The organism is Pseudomonas citrullilanati (assembly GCF_030580855.1).
In the GTDB taxonomy this organism is placed as follows: Bacteria; Pseudomonadota; Gammaproteobacteria; order Pseudomonadales; family Pseudomonadaceae; genus Aquipseudomonas; species Aquipseudomonas citrulli.
Window position 1 is genome coordinate 225014 of sequence record NZ_JAUQOP010000003.1, and the last position, 19417, is coordinate 244430.

20 protein-coding genes are annotated in these 19417 nt (G+C 65.0%); 12 read left to right on the forward strand and 8 right to left on the reverse strand.

Features of this window, described 5'->3' with window-relative positions; translation table 11 throughout:
* Positions 1-125 precede the first annotated feature (125 nt).
* Positions 126-2291: an ATP-binding protein gene (locus Q6A48_RS04045; protein WP_304552185.1), complete on the forward strand. Its 2166-nt coding sequence runs from the start codon at positions 126-128 to the stop codon at positions 2289-2291.
* 82 nt (positions 2292-2373) lie between these two features.
* On the opposite strand, the gene Q6A48_RS04050 is transcribed toward Q6A48_RS04045, so the two are convergent.
* Both Q6A48_RS04050 and Q6A48_RS04055 read right to left on the reverse strand, forming a co-directional pair.
* Complete coding sequence (locus Q6A48_RS04050) at positions 2374-2766, reverse strand: GFA family protein (RefSeq protein ID WP_304552187.1); 393 nt, start codon at positions 2764-2766, stop codon at positions 2374-2376.
* Between the two features lie 115 nt (positions 2767-2881).
* A complete protein-coding gene (locus Q6A48_RS04055; RefSeq protein WP_304552189.1) occupies positions 2882-3808 on the reverse strand; it encodes a LysR family transcriptional regulator in 927 nt (308 codons plus the stop codon).
* 141 nt (positions 3809-3949) lie between these two features.
* Between Q6A48_RS04055 and Q6A48_RS04060 the strand changes: the two genes are divergently transcribed.
* Positions 3950-4354 (forward strand): RidA family protein, encoded by a 405-nt coding sequence (locus tag Q6A48_RS04060; protein WP_304552190.1) that lies wholly within the window; start codon positions 3950-3952, stop codon positions 4352-4354.
* Positions 4355-4462: 108 nt separating this feature from the next.
* Here the strand turns inward: Q6A48_RS04060 and Q6A48_RS04065 are convergent, their stop codons facing one another.
* From Q6A48_RS04065 to Q6A48_RS04080, 4 genes are all read right to left on the reverse strand, one after another.
* Entirely contained in the window at positions 4463-4951 is a 489-nt protein-coding gene (locus Q6A48_RS04065; RefSeq protein WP_304552192.1) for a VOC family protein, read from the reverse strand.
* 55 nt (positions 4952-5006) lie between these two features.
* Positions 5007-6308, reverse strand: coding sequence for an Nramp family divalent metal transporter (locus Q6A48_RS04070; protein WP_304552193.1), 1302 nt, complete (start codon positions 6306-6308; stop codon positions 5007-5009).
* 151 nt (positions 6309-6459) lie between these two features.
* A complete protein-coding gene (locus Q6A48_RS04075) occupies positions 6460-6687 on the reverse strand; it encodes a hypothetical protein (RefSeq protein ID WP_304552194.1) in 228 nt (75 codons plus the stop codon).
* Entirely contained in the window at positions 6680-7468 is a 789-nt protein-coding gene (locus Q6A48_RS04080; RefSeq protein ID WP_304552195.1) for an MlaA family lipoprotein, read from the reverse strand. Before Q6A48_RS04080 ends, Q6A48_RS04075 begins: the two co-directional genes overlap by 8 nt.
* 244 nt (positions 7469-7712) lie before the next feature.
* Between Q6A48_RS04080 and Q6A48_RS04085 the strand changes: the two genes are divergently transcribed.
* From Q6A48_RS04085 to kefC, 4 genes are all read left to right on the forward strand, one after another.
* Positions 7713-8423: a response regulator gene (locus tag Q6A48_RS04085; RefSeq protein ID WP_304552196.1), complete on the forward strand. Its 711-nt coding sequence runs from the start codon at positions 7713-7715 to the stop codon at positions 8421-8423.
* Positions 8420-9769, forward strand: coding sequence for a sensor histidine kinase (locus tag Q6A48_RS04090; protein ID WP_304552197.1), 1350 nt, complete (start codon positions 8420-8422; stop codon positions 9767-9769). Before Q6A48_RS04085 ends, Q6A48_RS04090 begins: the two co-directional genes overlap by 4 nt.
* 211 nt (positions 9770-9980) lie before the next feature.
* Positions 9981-10502 (forward strand): glutathione-regulated potassium-efflux system oxidoreductase KefF, encoded by a 522-nt coding sequence (kefF, locus tag Q6A48_RS04095; protein ID WP_304552198.1) that lies wholly within the window; start codon positions 9981-9983, stop codon positions 10500-10502.
* Position 10503: 1 nt separating this feature from the next.
* Entirely contained in the window at positions 10504-12318 is a 1815-nt protein-coding gene (gene kefC / locus Q6A48_RS04100) for a glutathione-regulated potassium-efflux system protein KefC (RefSeq protein WP_304552200.1), read from the forward strand.
* Between the two features lie 12 nt (positions 12319-12330).
* Here the strand turns inward: kefC and Q6A48_RS04105 are convergent, their stop codons facing one another.
* Positions 12331-13203 (reverse strand): aldo/keto reductase family oxidoreductase, encoded by an 873-nt coding sequence (locus Q6A48_RS04105; RefSeq protein WP_304552202.1) that lies wholly within the window; start codon positions 13201-13203, stop codon positions 12331-12333.
* 101 nt (positions 13204-13304) lie between these two features.
* On the opposite strand from Q6A48_RS04105, the gene Q6A48_RS04110 reads away from it, so the two are divergent.
* The 5 genes from Q6A48_RS04110 to Q6A48_RS04130 all read left to right on the forward strand — a co-directional run bounded on the left by Q6A48_RS04110 (position 13305) and on the right by Q6A48_RS04130 (position 18096).
* Positions 13305-14204, forward strand: a complete 900-nt coding sequence (locus tag Q6A48_RS04110; protein ID WP_304552204.1) for a LysR family transcriptional regulator — start codon at positions 13305-13307, stop codon at positions 14202-14204.
* A gap of 187 nt (positions 14205-14391) precedes the next feature.
* Entirely contained in the window at positions 14392-15075 is a 684-nt protein-coding gene (locus Q6A48_RS04115; protein ID WP_304552206.1) for an SOS response-associated peptidase family protein, read from the forward strand.
* A gap of 100 nt (positions 15076-15175) precedes the next feature.
* Positions 15176-15556, forward strand: a complete 381-nt coding sequence (locus Q6A48_RS04120; protein ID WP_304552208.1) for a RidA family protein — start codon at positions 15176-15178, stop codon at positions 15554-15556.
* 151 nt (positions 15557-15707) lie between these two features.
* Entirely contained in the window at positions 15708-16247 is a 540-nt protein-coding gene (locus tag Q6A48_RS04125) for a thioesterase family protein (RefSeq protein ID WP_304552210.1), read from the forward strand.
* Between the two features lie 88 nt (positions 16248-16335).
* Complete coding sequence (locus Q6A48_RS04130; RefSeq protein WP_304552211.1) at positions 16336-18096, forward strand: L-lactate permease; 1761 nt, start codon at positions 16336-16338, stop codon at positions 18094-18096.
* A 66-nt stretch (positions 18097-18162) separates the two neighbouring features.
* Here Q6A48_RS04130 and Q6A48_RS04135 read toward each other — a convergent pair whose 3' ends face one another.
* Positions 18163-18498 (reverse strand): hypothetical protein, encoded by a 336-nt coding sequence (locus Q6A48_RS04135; protein ID WP_304552212.1) that lies wholly within the window; start codon positions 18496-18498, stop codon positions 18163-18165.
* Between the two features lie 244 nt (positions 18499-18742).
* Here Q6A48_RS04135 and Q6A48_RS04140 point away from each other — a divergent pair, with 244 nt between their 5' ends.
* Entirely contained in the window at positions 18743-19399 is a 657-nt protein-coding gene (locus Q6A48_RS04140; protein WP_304552214.1) for a polysaccharide lyase family 7 protein, read from the forward strand.
* The last annotated feature ends 18 nt before the right edge of the window (positions 19400-19417 follow it).

Here is a 19417-nt window from a genome sequence, read left to right on the forward strand (position 1 = left end):
TCTGCGCAGGGGCCTTGGCATGCCCGCCAACGCCATCCGCGCCCCGACAAGCACGGTCATCGATTCGTGTGAACCTAGCCAGCGCCCGGCCCTCGGATATTGAAGACGTATCAGGGGTGACCTCAATGGCAATGGAAGACACGTTACTGCGTCAACGCAAGGTGCTTGCCGAACTCGGAGAGCTGGCGCTGGTTTCGGACGACCTTGAACACATCCTCGACGAGGCCTGTCGCCTGGTGGGCGACGCACTGGAAACCCACCTGGCGAAATTCATGCTGCTGGAAGAGGACGACCTCACGCTGACCGTGCGCAACGGCGTCGGCTGGGCGCCTGGCGTGGTGGGCAAGGTCCGGGTGCAAGCGCTGGACAACACCCCGGAGCGCCACTCCCTGGACACCGGCAGCGCGGTGATCTCCACGGACAGGGCCACGGAAACCCGCTTTCGCTATCACGACTTCCAGGTACAGAACGGCGTCCAGGCATTCGTCAACGTGCTGGTCCACGGCGCCAGCGAGACGCGACCGTTCGGGATTTTCGAGGTCGACAGCCGCCACCCCCGGCAATTCACCCAGAGCGACATCGATTTCCTGCGCGGCTACGCCAACTTGATCGGGGCGGCCTTGAAGCGCTCCGTGACCTTGCAGGCCATGCGCCAGACCGAAGCCAAGCTGCGTGACAGTGAAAGGCATTACCGGATCGCGGCCGAACTCAACCCGCTCTGGCCCTGGACGGCCGCCAGCGATGGCGCGCTGTTGTCGCTGGATTCGCGCTGGTACGACTTCACCGCCCGCACACCGGAGCAGACCCTGGGGCGCCAATGGCTGAACGCCGCGCACCCCGACGACAAGATCACCATCGCCCGCTTGTGGCAACAATCCTTGACGAGCCTGCACCCCTTCGATGCGCAGGTTCGCGTGCGCAGGCACACCGGCGAATACCGCTGGTTCAGGGTCCGGGCGCTGTGCAGCCTCGACGCTGGCGGCCACTGCGAACAATGGTATGGCACCTTCGAAGACATCAACGAACGGGTCCAGTTGGAAGCCGCCTTGCGGGAATGGAACGACCAGCTCGAAGAACGCATCGCCCAGCGCACCGGGCAACTGGAAGCCGAACAACAGGAACGCGCCCTGGCCGAGTCGAAGCTGCGGCAGAGCCAGAAAATGGAAGCGGTCGGCCAGTTGACGGGCGGCATTGCCCACGACTTCAACAACCTGCTGGCGGGCATCACCGGGAGCCTGGAACTGATGCAGCGGCGCATCGACAGCCAGGCCTACGACGAACTGTCGCGCTACAACGCCGTGGCCCTGACCTCGGCGACACGGGCCGCCGCCCTCACCCAGCGCCTGCTGGCGTTTTCCCGGCAGCAATCGCTGCAGCCGGAAGTCCTCGAACCGCGCAAGGTGGTGGCCGGCCTGGAAGAAATGATCCGCCGCTCCGTAGGGCCCAACATCGTTGTCGAGTGTTCGTTCCGCAACAACGACCCGATCAAGTGCGACCCGAATGAACTGGAAAACGCCCTGCTCAACCTGGCGATCAACGCCCGCGACGCGATGCCCGACGGCGGCCTGCTCAAGCTCGATGTGCACCGCTGCGTGATCGACGAACACAGCGACGACGCCAAGCTGTTGCCGCCGGGTCCTTACGTGGCGATAGCCGTCTCGGACTCGGGCACGGGCATCAGCGCGGACATCATGTCCCGGGTGTTCGACCCCTTCTTCACGACGAAGCGCCTGGGTGAAGGATCCGGGTTGGGCCTGTCGATGATCTACGGGTTCGCCCGGCAATCCGGAGGGCAGGTCAGGATCCAGAGCACGGTCGGTGAAGGCACGACGGTGACGATGTACTTCCCGATGGCGCGCCGGGCCTCCCAGCGAGCGAAAAGCGTGCGGCAGGACAGCGCCGCGCAGGTCCAGCCCGGCGGCAACGAAACCATTTTGCTGGTGGATGATGAAGCGGCGATCCGGCAAATGGTCTCGGAATACCTGGGGGAAACCGGTTATCGCGTCGTCGAGGCCCTGGACAGCGTCTCGGCCTTGCAGCAAGCCGAGAAGATCGGGACCTTCGACCTGTTGCTGACCGACATCGGCCTGCCCGGCGCCATGAACGGCATCGGCCTCGCCGACGCGCTGCGCCAGCGCCATCCGGGGCTGAAGGTGATGTTCATCACCGGCTTCGCCGAGGGGGAAAGCCTGGTCAGCGCCGACCCGACGACCTGGATCATGACCAAGCCCTTCAGCCTGACCGACCTGGGGCGACGGGTACGCTCGCTGATCCAGTCGCCGAAGCGCTGACCCGATGCCATAGTGGCTCGCGCAGCGGTTGCCGAGAGGCCTGCGTGGCTGATTTGAGTACCCGAATTAGCCACACAGGCCACTAGGGCTCGGACCGCCCGGTTCCCTCACGATCGCCCCGGTACTGCTTCAGCTGCGTGAACGGCGGCAACCAGGCCTCGCGTCGCCGGGTCCAGCACTCGTAGGTCGGGATCAATTGGTCGGGGGCATCCAGGCTTCCCAGGTTCACTTCGATCTCGTCGCCGCTGCGGGCGAACAGCGACGAGCCGCAGCGGGGGCAGAAAAAGCGCCCGGCGTAATCCCGTGTCTCGCCCTCGATCTTCACCGCCTGCGCGGGAAACATGGCCGCCGCGAAGAACAGCGCCCCATGGTGCTTGCGGCAGTCGAGGCAGTGGCAGAGCCCCACCCGATAAGGGCGCCCCGAGGCTTCGATACGCACGTTGCCGCACAGGCATCCGCCAGTGAATCGATCCATGGTGTCTGCTCCTGGCCAAGGTGGTCGATACACCTTCGACCCGTGCGCCCCGGCTTGGTTTTATTCCCGTCGGGGCCTTGGGCAGCGAACCGCATCATCCGAATGCGTGCAGTATTCATGAGGCCTGGCGACCGATAACCGGAGCATGCTGCGCCATCAGTTCCGTGACCCACTCGATGAACACCCGCAACTTGGCGCTGAGGTGCCGGTTCGGCGGATAGGCCAGGTAGAGCGGCATGGGCTCGATGCGCCAGTCTGCGAAAAGGCGCACCAGGTGACCTTGGGCTTCGTATGGCGCGGACATGTACCTGGGCAACCACAGCACGCCCAGCCCAGCCACGCCGGCCGCCAGGTAGGCGTTGCCATCGTCGACCGCCAGCGCGTAGCGGCCCTTGACCTGGACCCGTTCGCCCTGGCGATACATCGCGTACGGCATGGGCCTGCGCGTGCGGGCCCAGAGGAAGCCGACGACCCGGTGATGGGAATCCTCCAGCGCCTGGGGATGATCCGGCGTGCCGTGGCGTGCCAGGTAGCCCGGCGCGGCGAAAATGCCCAGGGCGAGGTCGCCGATGCGCCGGGCGATCAGCGACTGATCCACCAACTCGCCGCCGCGCACCACGCAATCGACGTTTTCATCGATCATGTCGACGATGCGGTCGCTGACCCCCAGGTCGATCTGGATATCCGGGTAGCGCTCGTGGAACGCCGGCAAGGCCGGCACCAGGAGCATGGCGGCGAGCGGGCTCGGCACGTCCACCCGCAGCCGCCCGCGGGGCAGGGTTTGCGCACCGGCGAGGCTGGTCTCGGCGTCGTCCATGTCGGCCAATAGCCGGATCACCCGTTCGTAATAGGCCGCGCCGTCAGCGGTGACGTTGACCTTGCGCGTGGTGCGGTTGAGCAGCTTGACCCGCAAGCGCGCCTCAAGCTGCTGGACCAATTGCGTGACGGTGGTCTTGCTCATGTGCAGGGTCTCGGCGGCCTTGGTGAAGCTGCCCGCCTCCACCACCCGCGCGAACGCCTGCATCGCGTCGAAACGATCCATATCGGCCCCGGGATTCCTCGGATTGTTTGGGTATTACAAACAGTGATCGCCAACATTGCGCGTTTATCGCCCGGATACAAGCCCCTAGAGTGCCCTCATCGTTGATTACGGGTCGATCGTGACCCGATGAGGGAGGTACCTATGACACAGCGTGACGTTGTTTTCCCCGCCGGACGCCAGGCGCTTTATGAGCGCAACCGCTACTCCCCGGCCATTCGCTCCAATGGATTTCTGTTCGTGTCCGGACAGGTCGGCAGCACCACCGACGGCTCGCCGGAGCCCGAGCTGGAAGCCCAGGTGCGGCTGGCGTTCAACAACCTGAAGGCGATCCTCGCGGCGGCCGATTGCACCTTTGATGACGTGGTGGACGTCACCGTCTTCATCGTCGACCCCGAATCCAAATTCGAGACCATCTGGAAGGTGGTGCCCGAATTCTGGGGTAATGCGCCGCACCCGACCCTGACGGCGGTCGGCGTGACCTGGCTGTATGGCTTCGAGTTTGAAATCAAGGTGATCGCCAGGTTGCCGGAGGCTGGCGAGGGGTAAGGAGCTGACGGGATCGTTGGATGGACGGACGTCTTCGCGAGCAGGCTCGCTCCCACAGGAGATCTGGGCGACGCCAACAGTGGGGGGCCTGCTCGCGAAAACGGAGGTTCAGCCTTGATCACCCCTGACAGCCGCCTCGATCGCCGCCACATCGATCTTGGTCATCGTCATCATCGCGTCGAAGGCGCGCTTGGCGATCGCCTGGTCCGGATGAGTGACGGCGCCGCTCAGGACCCGGGGGGTGATCTGCCAGGAAATGCCCCATTTGTCCGTGCACCAGCCGCAGGCATTCTCCTGCCCGCCGTTACCGACAATCGCGTTCCATAGACGGTCGGTTTCGGCTTGGTCATCGGTGGCCACCTGGAAGGAAAAGGCAATGTTGTGCTTGACCGAAGGGCCTCCGTTCAAGCCCAGGCAAGGGATGCCCATCACCGTGAACTGCACCGTCAACTCATCGCCCTGCTTGCCCGAGGGAAAATCGCCCGGCGCATGATGCACGGCCAGCACCTGGCTGTCCGGGAAGGTCGCCGCATAGAACCGCGCCGCTTCCAGTGCAGCGCCGTCGTACCAGAGACAGATCGTGTTCTTGTTGTTCATCCGCGTGCTCCGAGAGAGGGACTGGACGGTGAAGTCTAGCAGTCCCCATCGAACGTCACGTGAACAGATCGACCCCCAACTGGAACGCCACCCACAACGCCAGGCCCGTCGCGAAGAGCAGCGCGATGTTCTCGAACAGATTGTTGCGGTACTCCTTGCCGAGCAACGATTTCTGGTTGGACATGATCAGCAGGCCCAGGGAAATGACCGGCAGGCCAACGATGTTCAGGGCGCTGACGCCGATGGTCAGGGTGACGAAGTCCGGCATGCCGGGCATCGACCAGATCAACGGTGTCACGAGGATGAACAGCATGAACCACTTGTGCATCGGGTCGCGGTGGAACTCCTTGCCGTAACGCTCCCGGCGCTTGGGCCGGACGTGCTGGAAGGCATCGGTGATGAGCATCGGGAATGCCGTGGTCTTGCCGGAGATGCTGGCGAACAGCGTGGCGAACACGCCGACGAAGAACACGTACCAGCCGATGGGGCCGAAGAACATTTCCAGGGCCTTGCCCAGGTCGCCGAGGGTCTTCACTTCAATGCCGTTGGGCCGCAGGATTTCCGCGCCAACGATCCAGATCGCCAGGTTGATGACGATCCCGACGAACACCGCGAACAGCAGGTCGTTGCGCTGGATGCGCTTGTGCTCGGGCCCGGTCCAGCCCTTCTGGCGCATGACATACGGGTGAACGAAGTTGGCAATCGAGCCAGCCACCGCGCCGATCACCGAGACCGCCACCAGCAGCGCGCCGTGCACGCCTTCATCCGGCGGGATGCTGAAGCCGATGGTGCCTTTGACGATGCCCACCACGTCGGGCCCGGACATCACCGCCAGGGCGATGAACGCCAGGGTCATGATCGCCAGCAGCGCCTTCATTACGCCTTCGATCATCGAATAGATGTTGCGCCCCACCAGCAGCCACACCGCCAGCACCACCGCCACCGAACACAATAACGGGTAGTCCACCCGCAACAGCATCGCCAGGGATTCGCCCGCGCCCTTGATCATGTAGGCGTTCATCAAGTGCCCCATGAGCAGCGCGTAGACCAGCAGGAACCAGGCGAAGAACGGATTGAGCTGGGCATACCCCTGCAGGATGGTCATGCCCTGGTTATTGCAGAGCTGGAAGCGCGCGATGATGTTGACGATCAGGTAGCGCAGCAGCAGCGACACCGCCAGCACCCACATCATCGCGTAGCCGTAGTTCGCGCCGGCCACCGAGGAGGTGATCAGGTCACCGGCGCCGAGCCAGGAAAGCACCGCGATGATGCCCGGGCCAAGAAGCTTGAGTATTCGTACAAAGCGGCCTTGCGCGGGGGCTGCAGCCTGGCCTTCGACGGAAGGAATGCTCGACATGGATGGAATCTCCGTTATTTTTTTTGTGAGAAACGGGGCACAGTCGAACACATTAGATACGACGTCGTACAACCATTCTTGATCCTCAAGTATGTAGAAATGTTTCATTGTTTGACGGCCTGAAAAGCTGGCAATTTGGCAGCCAGCAACTTCAGGATTCGCCGTTCTCGACCATCCAGCGCACCATGTCCACCAGCGCCACCCGATGGTGGTGGACGCTGCACCAATCGGCACCTTCCTGGCTGAACCGCTCGACGTAGCGACTGAGCACCACATGACGGCCATCCTCGGCCAGGCACAGTTCCACTTCGCGGCAGTGCAACGCTCCCTGGCCGAGCGTGCGCATCCGTCGGTGCAAGACCAGCGCCCCGCTACTCATCGGCGCTCTCCTCGTCCTGGCAGGCCGGCTGGTCGGCGACCACCGCCCCTCGCTTGCCCTCGGCGACAAAATCGGCGCGACGCTGGGCCACCGCCTCGCGCAGGGCCACGTAGTAGTCCGGCCGGGTTCGCAATTCATCCGTCAGTGGCAACGCCTGGGCGCGGCCATCGACGATGCCGCCGGCGGTATTGAGAGTGCCCAGGGTGTCGACGGTGCTGCTGTTGTCGCCGAACGGGTCGACCACGAAACTGATCGCCTTGCCCGTCGCATCCCTCAGGTTGGCCGTTCCCAGCAGCGGCAATTCCACCGTCGGCCCCGCCGCGAGGTTCCAGACGCCGAACGTCTGGCCGAAATCGGCCTCGTGGCGTTCGATGCCAAGCTTGCCGGAGACATCGACCAAGCCGACGATGCCCGCGGTGGTGTTGATCACGAAACGGCCGAGGGTGTTGACCGAGCGCTGGGCGTTGCCTTGCAGCAGGTCGTTGATGAACACCTTGGGCTCGCCGAAGTTCGCCACGAAGTTGTGGACGCCCGTCTGGAAGAACCCCGGGAGCTTGCGATAACCACGGGCCACGGGCGCCAGCGCGTAGTCGTCCAGCGTCCGGTTGAAGGCGAAGATGCCGCGGTTGATAGGCTCGGCGGGGTCATGGACCGTGTAGCCGGCATGCTCGCAACGGCCTGGCGTGGCCGCCGGCGACTGGGCGCAGCCGCTGGCCAGCGCGGCGAGCGCCAGGACCAGGGAGATTCGAACACGTGGCGAAGCGGGATCGGTGAGCGGCATACGGGGTTATCTCGGGCAAGGAATTGAGAGGTGCCGTCTGGATGCCTGTCCGGACCGATGACAAACCGTGGCGAGGGTCGCAGGCAGACTGACTGACAGCGGCGCAATCCTGCCGCCGTTTTCTTGCCCGAAGATTTCCGCAACATTGCGCACCGGCAACTTTATTTCCGGATTGAAATATATGACGCGGGCCCCGGAATGCCCCTAGTATCGGCGCCTGTATTCCTTGCCCAGCGTGCCCGCCGTGAGCCATTTACTACTGGTGGACGACGACCTCGAAGTCCTCGCCCTCTTGCGCAAATTCCTCGAACAACATGGCTACAGCGTCGACGTGGCCGCCGACGGCAGCGCCCTCTGGCAAGCGGTGGAACGCCGGTTGCCCGACCTCATCATCCTCGACGTCATGCTCCCCGGCGACAGCGGCCTGGTGCTGTGCCAGCGGCTGCGGGCCGAGCACACCGTGGGCATCATCATGCTCACCGCCATGGGCGAGTTGAGCGACCGTGTCGTCGGCCTGGAGCTGGGGGCGGATGACTACCTGACCAAGCCGTTCGACGCGCGCGAACTCCTGGCCCGGGTACGCGCCGTCCTCAGGCGCACTGGCGAAGCCAGGAACCCGGCGAGCGACACGTCCCGATGGGTGCTGGCCTTCGACGGCTGGCAACTGGACGTCACCCGCCGCGAGTTGCGCTCACCGGACAACGTCATGGTCCCGCTGTCCACCGGCGAGTTCGAACTGTTGCTGGTCTTCGTCGAGCATCCCCGCCGGGTACTCAGCCGCCAGCAGTTGCTGGACATGGCCCGGGGCGAAACCTACGACGCGTTCGACCGCAGCATCGACGTGCAAGTCAGCCGCCTGCGCCGCAAGCTGGAAACCGACGACACTGGCGCGGCGATGATCCGTACCGTACGCAACGGCGGCTACCTGTTCACCCCCCAGGTGATGAAACGATGAAACCGCTACGCCCGGGCGCCAAGCGTCCACGGGATACATTGGCGCGCTGGATCGCCCTGACGACCCTGGGTGCGATGCTGACGTTGCTGGCCCTGAACGCGCTATTCGGCCAGTTGGCCGGCGCCTGGGCCCGCCCGCCCCTGATGGAGACCGGCCTGTTTGAAAAGATCTCCGCCATCACCCGCATCATCGACTCGGCACCGCCCGAACAGCGGCCCACCCTTGCCCGGGCCGCCAGCGACGAAGGATTCAGTACCCAATGGTTGCGGCACCATGACGAAGCGCGGGTGCCGGTGGTCGACGACGACCCGGAATACAGCGACGGCGCGGCGCGGCTGCGCCAGCAACTGGGCAGGCCGGATGCCCGGATAGAAGGCTACGAGCCGAGCGACTGGCCCGCCGAGGAGCCCGGCAGACGCTACGCCGCGCTGATCGAGCTGAGCGATCATTCCTGGGTGATGTTTTCCATGCCGGCGCGTAACTGGGGCCTGGAGGAATGGGCGCGCAACCTGATCACCCTCGCCCTCATGCTGCTGTCGACGTTCATCGTCGCGTTGGTCGCCACCCGGCACCTGGCCGCCCCGCTGGAGCGCTTCGCCGAAGGGGCCAGGCGCTTCGGCGTGGACCACCAGGCCCCGCCCCTTCCCGTCATCGGCCCCTACGAGATCCGCCAGGCGATCCTCGCCTTCAATGGGATGCAGGCCCAGCTCCGGCATTTCATCGAGGACCGCACCCAGATGCTCGCCGCCATCTCCCACGACCTGCGGGCACCGTTGACCCGCATGCGCCTGCGCGGGGAATTCATCGACGACGCCGAGCAGCAATCCCGGCTGTTCAGGGACGTGGACGAGATGCAGGCGATGGTCAACTCGGCCCTGGAATTCTTCCGCGACGACGCCCGCCTGGAACACCCCACCGCCTTCGACCTGGCCGAGCTGCTGCACACTGTCGTCGATGATTTCAAGGACGCCGGCAGCGAAGTGGCCTTCGAGGGCGCCCAGCGCCTGGTCTACGTCGGCCGGCCCATCGGGATCAAGCGCGCCCTGGTCAACCTGATCGACAACGCGATCAAGTATGGCGGCGAATCGGCGGTGCAACTGAAGGCGTGGACCGACCACGTCGAGATTCGCATCCTCGACCGAGGCCCGGGCATCGCGCCCCGCTACCATGAGCGGGTCTTCGCGCCGTTCTTCCGTCTCGAAGGCTCGCGCAACAAGAACACCGGCGGTGTCGGGCTGGGCCTCTCGGCGGCACGGGCCACGGTGCTGGAACACGGCGGCACGCTGAGCCTGCGCAATCGTCGCGGCGGCGGGCTCGAAGCCAAGGTCGTGCTGCCCTTGCACTGATGGCCCGACAACGACCGAAATTCGCCTGTAGCGAACAATGCGCTAAACAATCGGCGCCTTCCTCGTTAGGATGTCCGGCCCGCACGCCCGGCCCTGTCCGGGAAGGCGCATTTTCTTGCCCGAGGCAATGTCCGGGCGCAGTCGTTTCCCCCTCGCTCACGCGCATCACCAAGGATCGACGGAGCCAATTGAACGTCATGGAGTTCACCCGATGATTCTTATCATTTATGCCCATCCCTACCCCGATAAATCACGGGTCAACCAGGAAATGCTCAAGCGGGCCGCCCGTCATCCCGACGTGGTCATCCGTTCCCTGTACGAGCTGTACCCGACCTTCGACATCGACGTCGAGGCAGAACAGCGAGCGGTCGAGCAAGCGCAACTGGTGGTGCTGCAACACCCCATGTACTGGTACAGCGCCCCGCCGCTGCTGAAGCTGTGGATCGACAAAGTGTTCACCCAGGGCTGGGCCTACGGCAAGGGCGCCGTGGCCCTCAAGGGCAAGCCGTTGCTATGGGCCGTTACCACCGGGGGCGCCCACGATCATTTCCAGATGGGCGACTACCCGGGGTTCTCGGCGCTGGCCCAGCCCCTCCACGCCACAGCCCTGTACTGCGACATGCAGTGGCTCGAACCGGTCGTGGTGCATGGGGCGTACGCCGGTGCCTGCGAGGCCCAGCACGCCCAGATCGAGCATTATTGCGCCCGCCTGGCCGCCTGGAAGGAAGACTGAAATGCCCACTCACAGCCTGATTGAACTGCTCATCTACCTGGGCTCGGCGGCGTTGATCGTACCGATCGCCGTCCGCTTGGGACTGGGCCCGGTACTGGGCTACCTGCTCGCCGGCTGCGCCATCGGCCCATGGGGATTGAAGCTCGTCACCGACGTCGAGGCGATCCTGGAGTTCGCCGAAATCGGCGTGGTGCTGATGCTGTTCATCATCGGCCTGGAACTCGACCCCAAGCGCCTGTGGGCGCTGCGCAAGATGGTGTTTGGCGGCGGCGCGCTGCAGATGTTCGCCTGTGGCGCGGCCATTGCCTCGTTCTGCGCGGTGCTTGGCCTGAACTGGACGGCGGCGCTGCTGGTGGGCCTGACCTTGAGCCTGTCCTCCACGGCCATTGCCATGCAGGCCATGAGTGAGCGCAACCTGACCGCGACCGCCGTCGGGCGCAGCAGTTTTGCCGTGTTGCTGTTCCAGGACATCGCCGCCATCCCCCTGGTGGCCATGATCCCGTTGCTGGCAGCCCACGGCGGCACCCCTTCGGGCGCCGACCTGGCCGTGTCGATCGGCAAGATCGTCGCGGCGGTCGGCATCGTCGTGGTGCTCGGCCGCTACGTCTCGCGCCCGCTGCTGCGCTTCGTGGCGAAATCCGGCCTGCGGGAGATTTTCAGTGCCGTGGCCCTCTTCCTGGTGTTCGGCTTCGGCTTCCTGTTGGAGGAAGCCGGCCTGTCGATGGCCATGGGCGCGTTCCTCGCCGGGGTGCTGCTGGCCAGTTCGGAATACCGGCACGCCCTGGAAAGCGACATCGAACCGTTCAAGGGCTTGCTGCTGGGTCTGTTCTTTATCGGCGTGGGCATGTCGATCGATTTCGGTACCCTGATCGATGCGCCGCTGAAGGTGCTGACCCTGACCCTGGGCTTTATCCTGATCAAGCTGCTGGTGATCCGCTGCATCGGCCGCTTGCTCAACGTACCCGCCGGCCAGCGTTCCTGGCAGGCGGTGCTGCTGGGCCAGGGCAGCGAGTTCGCCTTCGTGGTGTTCGGCGCCGCGGCGACCGCCGGGATCCTGACCGAGCAATGGGGCAAAAGCCTGACGCTGGCCGTGGCCCTGTCCATGTGCCTGACGCCGCTGCTCATCCTGTTGCTGGCCCGCGTGGAGTCGGCCAGCCAGCAGAACCGCCGGGAATCCGACCTCGTCACCCCGCAGACACCCCGGGTGATCATCGCCGGGTTCGGCCGGTTCGGGCAGATCGCCGGCCGCCTGCTGATGTCCTGCGGCGTCGAGGTGGTGGTCCTGGATCACGACCCGGACAACATCGAGACCCTGCGCAAATTCGGCGTGAAAGTGTTCTACGGCGATGCGACCCGTCTCGACCTGCTGGAAGCCGCCGGCGCAGGCCAGGCGGTGGTGATGATCAACGCGATCGACGACCAGGAAGACAACCTGAAACTGGCCCGCCTGGCGCGGGAACATTTTCCCGGCCTGAAACTGCTCGCCCGTGCCCGGGACATGGGGCACATCATTGCCCTGCGCAAACTCGGCGTGGAAGCCGCCGAGCGGGAGACCTTCGAAAGTGCGCTGTCCCTGGGCCGGAGCGCCCTGGTGCAGATGGGCGTGGGCAGCTACGAAGCGCGGGAACGCGCGGATCAGTTCCGCCGCCTGAACCTGCAGATGCTCGACGAAATCGTCGCCCATCCGGAGGACGACCTCGATTTCCGCCACAACGCCTACCGGCGGGCCAACGCGCTGCTCGAAGAAATGTTCAACGAAGACCGCGCCCGGCCAACCCCCGGCTGGACCGAACAGCATCGGTCGGAGGCGGACTGAGCCGGTTCCCCCTCAGCCCTCCCCGGCCAGTGCGTCCAGCTCGGCGAGCATCGACGGTGCGATCACCCGCTCGCCGGCGCTGAGGTTTTCCCGCAGGTGGGCCAGGGATGAGGTACCCGGGATCAGCAGGATATTCGGCGCCCGTTGCAGCAGCCACGCCAGTGCCACGCACAGTGGCGACGCCCCAAGACGTGCCGCGACGTCGGCCAGGGTCTTCGATTGCAAGGGCGTGAAGCCGCCCAACGGGAAGAACGGCACGTAGGCGATGCCTTCCCGGCCGAGGTCGGCGATGAGTGACGCGTCGACACGATGGGTCAGGTTGAAGTGGTTCTGCACGCAGACGATCCTGGCGATGCCTTGTGCCTGCTTGACCTGGGAGGCGGTGACGTTGCTCACCCCCAGGTGCCGGATGAGGCCCTGGTGCTGCAATTCGGCCAGCGCAGTGAACGCCTCCTTGATGGAACCTTCCGACGGCGAATGCATATTGCCCCACACCCGCAGGTTGACCACATCCAGCACGTCCAGCCCCAGGTTGCGCAGGTTGTCGTGCACTGCCCGGACCAGGTCGGCAGGGCTTTGGGCCGGGTTCCAGGAACCGTCGGCACCGCGCACCGCGCCGACCTTGGTCACGAGGGTCAAGTCATCGGCGTAGGGGTGCAGCGCCTCGCGGATCAACCGGTTGGTGACGTGCGGGCCGTAGAAGTCGGCGGTGTCGATATGGTTGACCCCGCACGCCACCGCTTCACGCAGTACCGCAACGGCCGCCGCCGGGTCCTTGGGCGGCCCGAATACCTGGGGCCCCGCCAGTTGCATCGCGCCGTAGCCCATGCGGTTGACCGTGCGTTCGCCCAGTGGAAAAGTGCCTGCCTTGCCTGCAATGTTCATCGCGTGCCCCTAGGGTTCAATGGAAGTGAGGTCACTATAGGCATTGACCATTGCGCTGATAATCCGGTGCAATCGGCACAGGTTGTACGACGGAGAGAACAATGGCGGCGAATATCCAGGACCTGTTGGCCTTTGTGGCAGTGGTCGATGCGGGGGGCTTTCGGGAAGGCGCCAGGTTGAGCGGCAAGTCCGCCTCCAGTCTCAGCGATGCGGTACGCCGGATGGAGAGCCGCATGGGCGTGCGCCTGCTCAATCGCACCACCCGCAGCGTGGTGCCGACCGAGGCCGGCGCGCGGCTGATGGAGCGTATCGTGCCGGCCCTGGGCGAGGTCGAGTCGGCGATGGACGTGGTCAACGAATTTCGCGACCGCCCTTCGGGCACGCTGCGCCTGAACGTACCGGTCAGCGCCGCGCGGCTGGTGTTGCCGTCGATCGTCACACCGTTCCTGAAAAGCTACCCCGACATCCGCCTGGAGGTGATTGCCGAAGAGAGCTTCGTGGACGTGCTCGCCGCTGGCTGCGACGCCGGCATTCGCTACGACGAGCGCCTGGAGCAGGACATGATCGCGATTCCCATCGGCCCGTGCTTCCAACGTTTCGCCACGGCGGCATCGCCGGCGTACCTCGACGCCAGGGGCCGCCCCGACCACCCGCGGGATCTGCTCCAGCACGCTTGCCTGCGCGGCAAGTTCGCCAGCGGCGCCATGCCGCCGTGGGAATACGAGCGCGATGGCGAAACCGTGAGCGTCGACCCAACGGGGCCATTGGTGGTGCGGATCGGCGGCGCGGTGGACCTGGCGGTCCAGGCCGCGCTGGATGGGCTGGGCATGGTCTACCTGTTCGAAGACTGGTTGCGCCCCTACCTCGACAGCGGCGCCCTCGAACCGGTGCTCGAGCCCTGGTGGCAGCGCTTCACCGGCCCCTTCCTCTACTACCCCGGTCGCCGCTACCTGCCCTCGCCGCTGCGGGCCTTCGTGGATTTCATCCAGGCCCGGCAATGAACCTGCGAGCCCGCTCGCGAAGACGATGGCACCGCCGCCCTCCGTTCGTCTCCCCGCGTCGAGGATTTTCGAACCAAGCGCCTCGCTGCGGCTCGTAGCTACATGACACCGCTGCGAGCGACCAGGCATCACGGCTTGAACGGCGGGCCCATTGAGTTTCCCTGGGGTTCACTGCCGGAGCGACACCATGTACGAATGCCTTGTCCAAGAGGTTTCCTCGAAGCAATCCCTGGCGTTTTTCGCCCAGCGCGACACCCACGGCGCAGGCTTGACTGCCGCCGCGACCCCGGTGGGATTGTCGGTGACGGCCCAGCCCAGGCCGCACGACCAGCAGAACCTGATCAAGCCGAACATGCAGCTCAGCGCCATTCGCTGCCGGGGCGGCCGATTGGAGTGCATCAAGGTGCGCTGGGGCTGGTCGCCCATCTGGTCGGTCGGCACCATGCCGCCGCTGACCCACCTGCCCCTGCACCTGGTGATGCGCTCCAAGGTCTTCGATCGAATCAAGCGCGAGGGCCGTGCGCTGGTGGCGGTGAACGGCTGGTACGAATCCGCCGACACCGCCCTGGCGCCCGCCGCCCAGCGCCTGAACTACACCGCGTCCAACCAGGCCTCGCCGATCTTCCTCGCGGCCCTGGCCCAGGCGAGCGAAACACCCAACGGCTGCGACGGCCTGACCCTGGTGACCTACGGCGACATCGCCAGCCAGCAACAGCGCCTGCTGGCCTTCACGGGCGAGGAAGCCCTGCAGTGGCTGCGCGCCGACCTGGATTGGGAACAGGCACAGCAGGTCGCGGCGAGCGCGGCGCTGGTCAACCCGCCACTCGACCCTGTCCCGGCCATCCCACGACGGGCGCAGGGCCACAACTGACAGCGCCCGGCCAAGGAAATCAGGCCAAGGAAATCAGGAAAGGCTCGACGAGGGACGGTAGACTGGCCACGCCCTTTTCCTTTTCGAGCACGAGATTTCCATGGCGAACCCAGACATCACCTTCACCCCCGATCCCGACGCCGATTCCATCTCCTCCGACGTGGCCGGCTTCGGCGGCCTGCTGGTCTCCACCCAGATCCCGACCCGCGCCGATGGCAGCCTGGAGCTGGGCGACATCACCCTGCAAAGCGAGTGCACCTTGCAAGCACTCAAGAGCGCCCTGGAACGGGCCGGCAGTTCCATGGACCGAGTCCTGCACCTGACCATCTACCTCACTGACATGGCCGACCGCGGCGCCTTCAACGAGGTCTACAAACGCTTCTTCGCCAAGCCCTGGCCGGTTCGCGCGGCCGTCGGCGTGGCGGCGCTGGCGGTGGAAGGCATGCGCGTGGAAGTGACGGCGCTGGCGGCCAAGGCCTGAGCCACCAACGCCCGCTCCCGTGACGGTCCCCCGACGTCCGGGAGCAACATGGCTCAAATGTACGCTTTCCCGAAAAACAGTCATTTGCGCACCTAGCCGGACCCTGGGGGTGAAGCTAGAGTGCGTCGATTTCCAAGCGGGTGGCGTGCTGATGAATCTCTGGTTCCGACTGTTGTTGATGCTGTTGCGTCGTCCCTGGCGCAAGCCCACGCCCGCCCTGGGTACCACCGTGGTGCGGATGCGCGTGTGGCCGTTGGACCTGGATCTCAATCGCCACGTCACCAACGGGCGCTACTTCACCCTGGCGGACGTCGGCCGCATGGATTACGTGCTGCGCAGCGGCGCCTATAAAGTCGCCCTGCGCCACCGCGCGGTGCCGATCGTGGGCGATGTGTGGGGCAAGTTCCGCCGCGAACTCAAGTTGTTCGAAGCGTTCGAGGTGCACTCGCGGATGCTCGGCTGGGATGAAAAGTGGACCTTCATGGAACACCGTTTCATCAGCCAGGGACGCGTGGTCGGCGTGGTGATCATGCGAGGCCTGTTCCGCTCGGCCCGGGGCACGGTCGCCCCCGGGGAATTCATCCGCGAGCTGGGGCTGGCCGAGCAATCGCCGGCGCTGGCACCCTGGTTGAGTGCCTGGTCGCAAAGCTGCGATGGCTTGAGCCTTGCACTTCGCGAGGAGCAAGGCTGAGGGCGTCCCGCCGCCCAATCCCCTTCTATACTGTTCTGCCAACCCCCACGGGGCCTGCACTTCCAATAATAAAAAGCAGAGGTGGAACATGGTCTGGCAACAAGTCTACGATCCCTTCGGTAATGCCGTGCTGTCGACGCTCCTGGCGGCGGTCCCGGTGGTGGTGATGCTGGCGTCCCTGGCGTTCTTTCATATCAAGGCGCACCTGGCGGCGCTGCTGGCCCTGGCGTCGGCCTTGCTGATCGCGATCTTCGCCTTCGGCATGCCCGCCGGGATGGCCGGGTCGGCGGCGTTGTACGGCGCGGCCAACGGCCTGCTGCCCATCGGCTGGATTGTGCTCAACATCATTTTCCTGCATCGCCTGACCACCGAGAACGGTTCGTTCAAGGTCCTGCAGGATTCCCTCGCCCGCATCACCGACGATCGACGCCTGCAATTGCTGCTGATCGCCTTCTGCTTCGGCGCGTTCTTCGAGGGCGCGGCCGGCTTCGGCACGCCGGTGGCGGTGACCGGGGCGATCCTGATCGGGCTGGGCTTTTCCCCCCTGGCCGCCTCGGGCCTGGCGTTGATCGCCAACACCGCGCCGGTGGCGTTCGGCGCCCTGGGCACGCCCATCATCACCCTGGCCAAGGTCACCGGCCTGGATGAAATGGAGCTGTCGATGATGGTCGGCCGGCAGTTGCCGTTCTTCTCGGTGATCGTCCCGTTCTGGCTGATCTGGGCATTCGCCGGGTGGCGCAAGATGCTGGAAATCTGGCCGGCGATCCTGGTGGCCGGCGTCAGCTTCGCCATCCCGCAGTTCCTGGTTTCCAACTACCATGGGCCGATGCTGGTGGACGTGATCGCCGCGCTGATTTCCATGGCCTGCCTCACCGCCTTCCTCAAGGTCTGGAAACCGGCCACTGTGCACACGTCCGCCGCGCTGTCGGGACGGGTCGATGATTCGAAGATCGAGGCCGGCGAGGAAGCCAGGCCGGTCGTCGGCGGTGCGTTCGCCAGCGATGCGCGCCCGGCCGTGCTGCGGGCCTGGATGCCGTGGATCATCCTCACCGTGTTCGTCTTCGCCTGGGGCACCCAGGGCTTCAAGAACCTGTTCGACACCCGGCCGGCGCTCGACCCACAAACCCAATCGGTGAAGCTGGACCCCCAAGGCAAGCCGATGCGCGAGGCCAATCCGCTGTTCTCGCCACTGGTGACGTTCAGCACCCTGCACCAGCAGATCGAGAAAGTCCCGCCGGTGGTGCCACAACCGAAAACCGAGGAAGCGATCTACAAGTTCAACTGGTTCACCGCCACCGGCAGCGGCATCTTCCTGGCGGCCATACTCGGCGGCCTGCAGATGGGCTACTCGATCCCGCAACTGGCGCGCCAGTACCTGCGAACGCTGTGGGTGGTGCGTTACTCGCTGATCACCATCGTGGCGATGCTGGCCCTGGGGTTCCTCACGCGCTATTCGGGCCTGGACGCCACCATGGGCCTGGCCTTCGCCGCGACGGGCATTTTCTATCCGATGTTCGGCACCCTGCTGGGCTGGCTCGGCGTGGCGCTGACCGGTTCGGACACGGCATCCAACGTGCTGTTCGGTGGCTTGCAACGCGTCACCGCGGAACAGTTGGGAATCAGCCCGGTGCTGATGGCGGCGGCGAACAGTTCCGGCGGGGTGATGGGCAAGATGGTCGATGCGCAATCGATCGTGGTCGCCTCCACCGCGACCCGCTGGTACGGCCATGAAGGGGAAATCCTGCGCTATGTGTTCTTCCACTCGGTCGTGCTGGCGATCCTGGTGGGCGGGCTGGTGACGTTGCAGGCGTATGTGGCGCCGTTCAGCCGGATGGTGGTGGGTCACTGACGGACCGGGGTGAAGCGAGGGTTCCGGGTGGCAAGCGAGCGCGCTCCCTTGCCACCTGCTGGCGTCTTACTGAGCGTTCTTCAGCTTGACCACGTCACCGGACACCGAGGTGGTGTAGCCGGTCAGGACCCAGGCCCAGAACCAGTTTTCCTGGACTTGGGTGTTGATCATGGCGTCGCCGCCCTTGGCCTTGATCGCCGCGTTCTGGGCGCGCACGAAACGGGTGTTCTGCTGGATCGGGATAAAGCCGAACAGCAGCAGGCCTGTGGCCTTGGCTTCACTGTGGCCGACCACGGTGTACTGGCTGCTGTCGTATTGCTGGGTCTTCATCGGGGTGCCGGTGCAGCCCGCCAGGGCCAGGCCGAGCAGTGCGCAGGCAGCGATCTTGCTGAGGTGGTTCATTGAATACTCCATGGATAAACGCCCGGGATCCATCTCTCGGGCGGCGCGTACTCTAACCGATCAACATCAGATTGACATCATTCGCGTGTCCGACCGCAAGGCGCCGCGCAGAGCCACTCGTCAGTTGTCGCTGCAGCGAAACAGCTCGCCGTCGATACATCAAGCAACCTGCCAGGCAAGGCCATTGTCGCCAAGCCGGCCGAGCATCGATGAACGACGGCCAGCCCCGTTGGAGCGCGTGACCATGATTGACCTGACTGTCTGGAACATCACCCTGCCTGTGCAAACGCCGGCGTTGACCGTGGCCACCAAGGCCATGCCGACCCTGCAAAGCCCGTATTTCAACCGCAATGGCGAGCGCATTGTTTTCTGGGCACCGGTCACCGGCTCCCACACCGGCAAGAGCGACTTCCCGCGCTCGGAACTGCGGGAAACCGCCAAGGACGGCAAGCTGCGCAACTGGCGCTACAACAGCGGCATCAACACCCTGAACGGCACGTTATCGGTGAACCAGGTGCCGTCGGAAGGACGTGTCGTGGTGGCGCAGATCCACGCCAAGGACGCCCCTGCCCCGCTGTTGAAGCTGGTGTACCGCTACGCCAAGGGCAGCGGAAACCTCGATGTGGAATATCGGGTCAAGCCCAAGGACGTGAAGAGCCCGGTGCTCTTCAGCGTGCCGAACATGGCGCTGAACAAGGCCTTCACCTATGCCCTGCAAATGGACAAGCAAGGCAAGCTCACGGTGCTGATCAACAGCGTCGGCAAGCAGGTCAAGCTGGACCCGTCCTGGTACGGCTACGACTTCTATTTCAAGGCCGGCGTCTACACCCTGGACAACGTCGGGTACGCCAGCGAAGGCGGCAAGGTGACCTACACCAAGCTGGACGTCAGCCACAAGTGACCGGCGTCCAGACCGGTC

Coding starts and splice junctions, on each gene's coding strand:
- Q6A48_RS04045 (WP_304552185.1), top strand. CDS start 126: ATGGCAATGGAAGACACGTTACTGCGTCAACGCAAGGTGCTTGCCGAA.
- Q6A48_RS04050 (WP_304552187.1), bottom strand. CDS start 2,766: ATGGATCGATTCACTGGCGGATGCCTGTGCGGCAACGTGCGTATCGAA.
- Q6A48_RS04055 (WP_304552189.1), bottom strand. CDS start 3,808: ATGGATCGTTTCGACGCGATGCAGGCGTTCGCGCGGGTGGTGGAGGCG.
- Q6A48_RS04060 (WP_304552190.1), top strand. CDS start 3,950: ATGACACAGCGTGACGTTGTTTTCCCCGCCGGACGCCAGGCGCTTTAT.
- Q6A48_RS04065 (WP_304552192.1), bottom strand. CDS start 4,951: ATGAACAACAAGAACACGATCTGTCTCTGGTACGACGGCGCTGCACTG.
- Q6A48_RS04070 (WP_304552193.1), bottom strand. CDS start 6,308: ATGTCGAGCATTCCTTCCGTCGAAGGCCAGGCTGCAGCCCCCGCGCAA.
- Q6A48_RS04075 (WP_304552194.1), bottom strand. CDS start 6,687: ATGAGTAGCGGGGCGCTGGTCTTGCACCGACGGATGCGCACGCTCGGC.
- Q6A48_RS04080 (WP_304552195.1), bottom strand. CDS start 7,468: ATGCCGCTCACCGATCCCGCTTCGCCACGTGTTCGAATCTCCCTGGTC.
- Q6A48_RS04090 (WP_304552197.1), top strand. CDS start 8,420: ATGAAACCGCTACGCCCGGGCGCCAAGCGTCCACGGGATACATTGGCG.
- kefF (WP_304552198.1), top strand. CDS start 9,981: ATGATTCTTATCATTTATGCCCATCCCTACCCCGATAAATCACGGGTC.
- kefC (WP_304552200.1), top strand. CDS start 10,504: ATGCCCACTCACAGCCTGATTGAACTGCTCATCTACCTGGGCTCGGCG.
- Q6A48_RS04105 (WP_304552202.1), bottom strand. CDS start 13,203: ATGAACATTGCAGGCAAGGCAGGCACTTTTCCACTGGGCGAACGCACG.
- Q6A48_RS04110 (WP_304552204.1), top strand. CDS start 13,305: ATGGCGGCGAATATCCAGGACCTGTTGGCCTTTGTGGCAGTGGTCGAT.
- Q6A48_RS04115 (WP_304552206.1), top strand. CDS start 14,392: ATGTACGAATGCCTTGTCCAAGAGGTTTCCTCGAAGCAATCCCTGGCG.
- Q6A48_RS04120 (WP_304552208.1), top strand. CDS start 15,176: ATGGCGAACCCAGACATCACCTTCACCCCCGATCCCGACGCCGATTCC.
- Q6A48_RS04125 (WP_304552210.1), top strand. CDS start 15,708: ATGAATCTCTGGTTCCGACTGTTGTTGATGCTGTTGCGTCGTCCCTGG.
- Q6A48_RS04130 (WP_304552211.1), top strand. CDS start 16,336: ATGGTCTGGCAACAAGTCTACGATCCCTTCGGTAATGCCGTGCTGTCG.
- Q6A48_RS04135 (WP_304552212.1), bottom strand. CDS start 18,498: ATGAACCACCTCAGCAAGATCGCTGCCTGCGCACTGCTCGGCCTGGCC.
- Q6A48_RS04140 (WP_304552214.1), top strand. CDS start 18,743: ATGATTGACCTGACTGTCTGGAACATCACCCTGCCTGTGCAAACGCCG.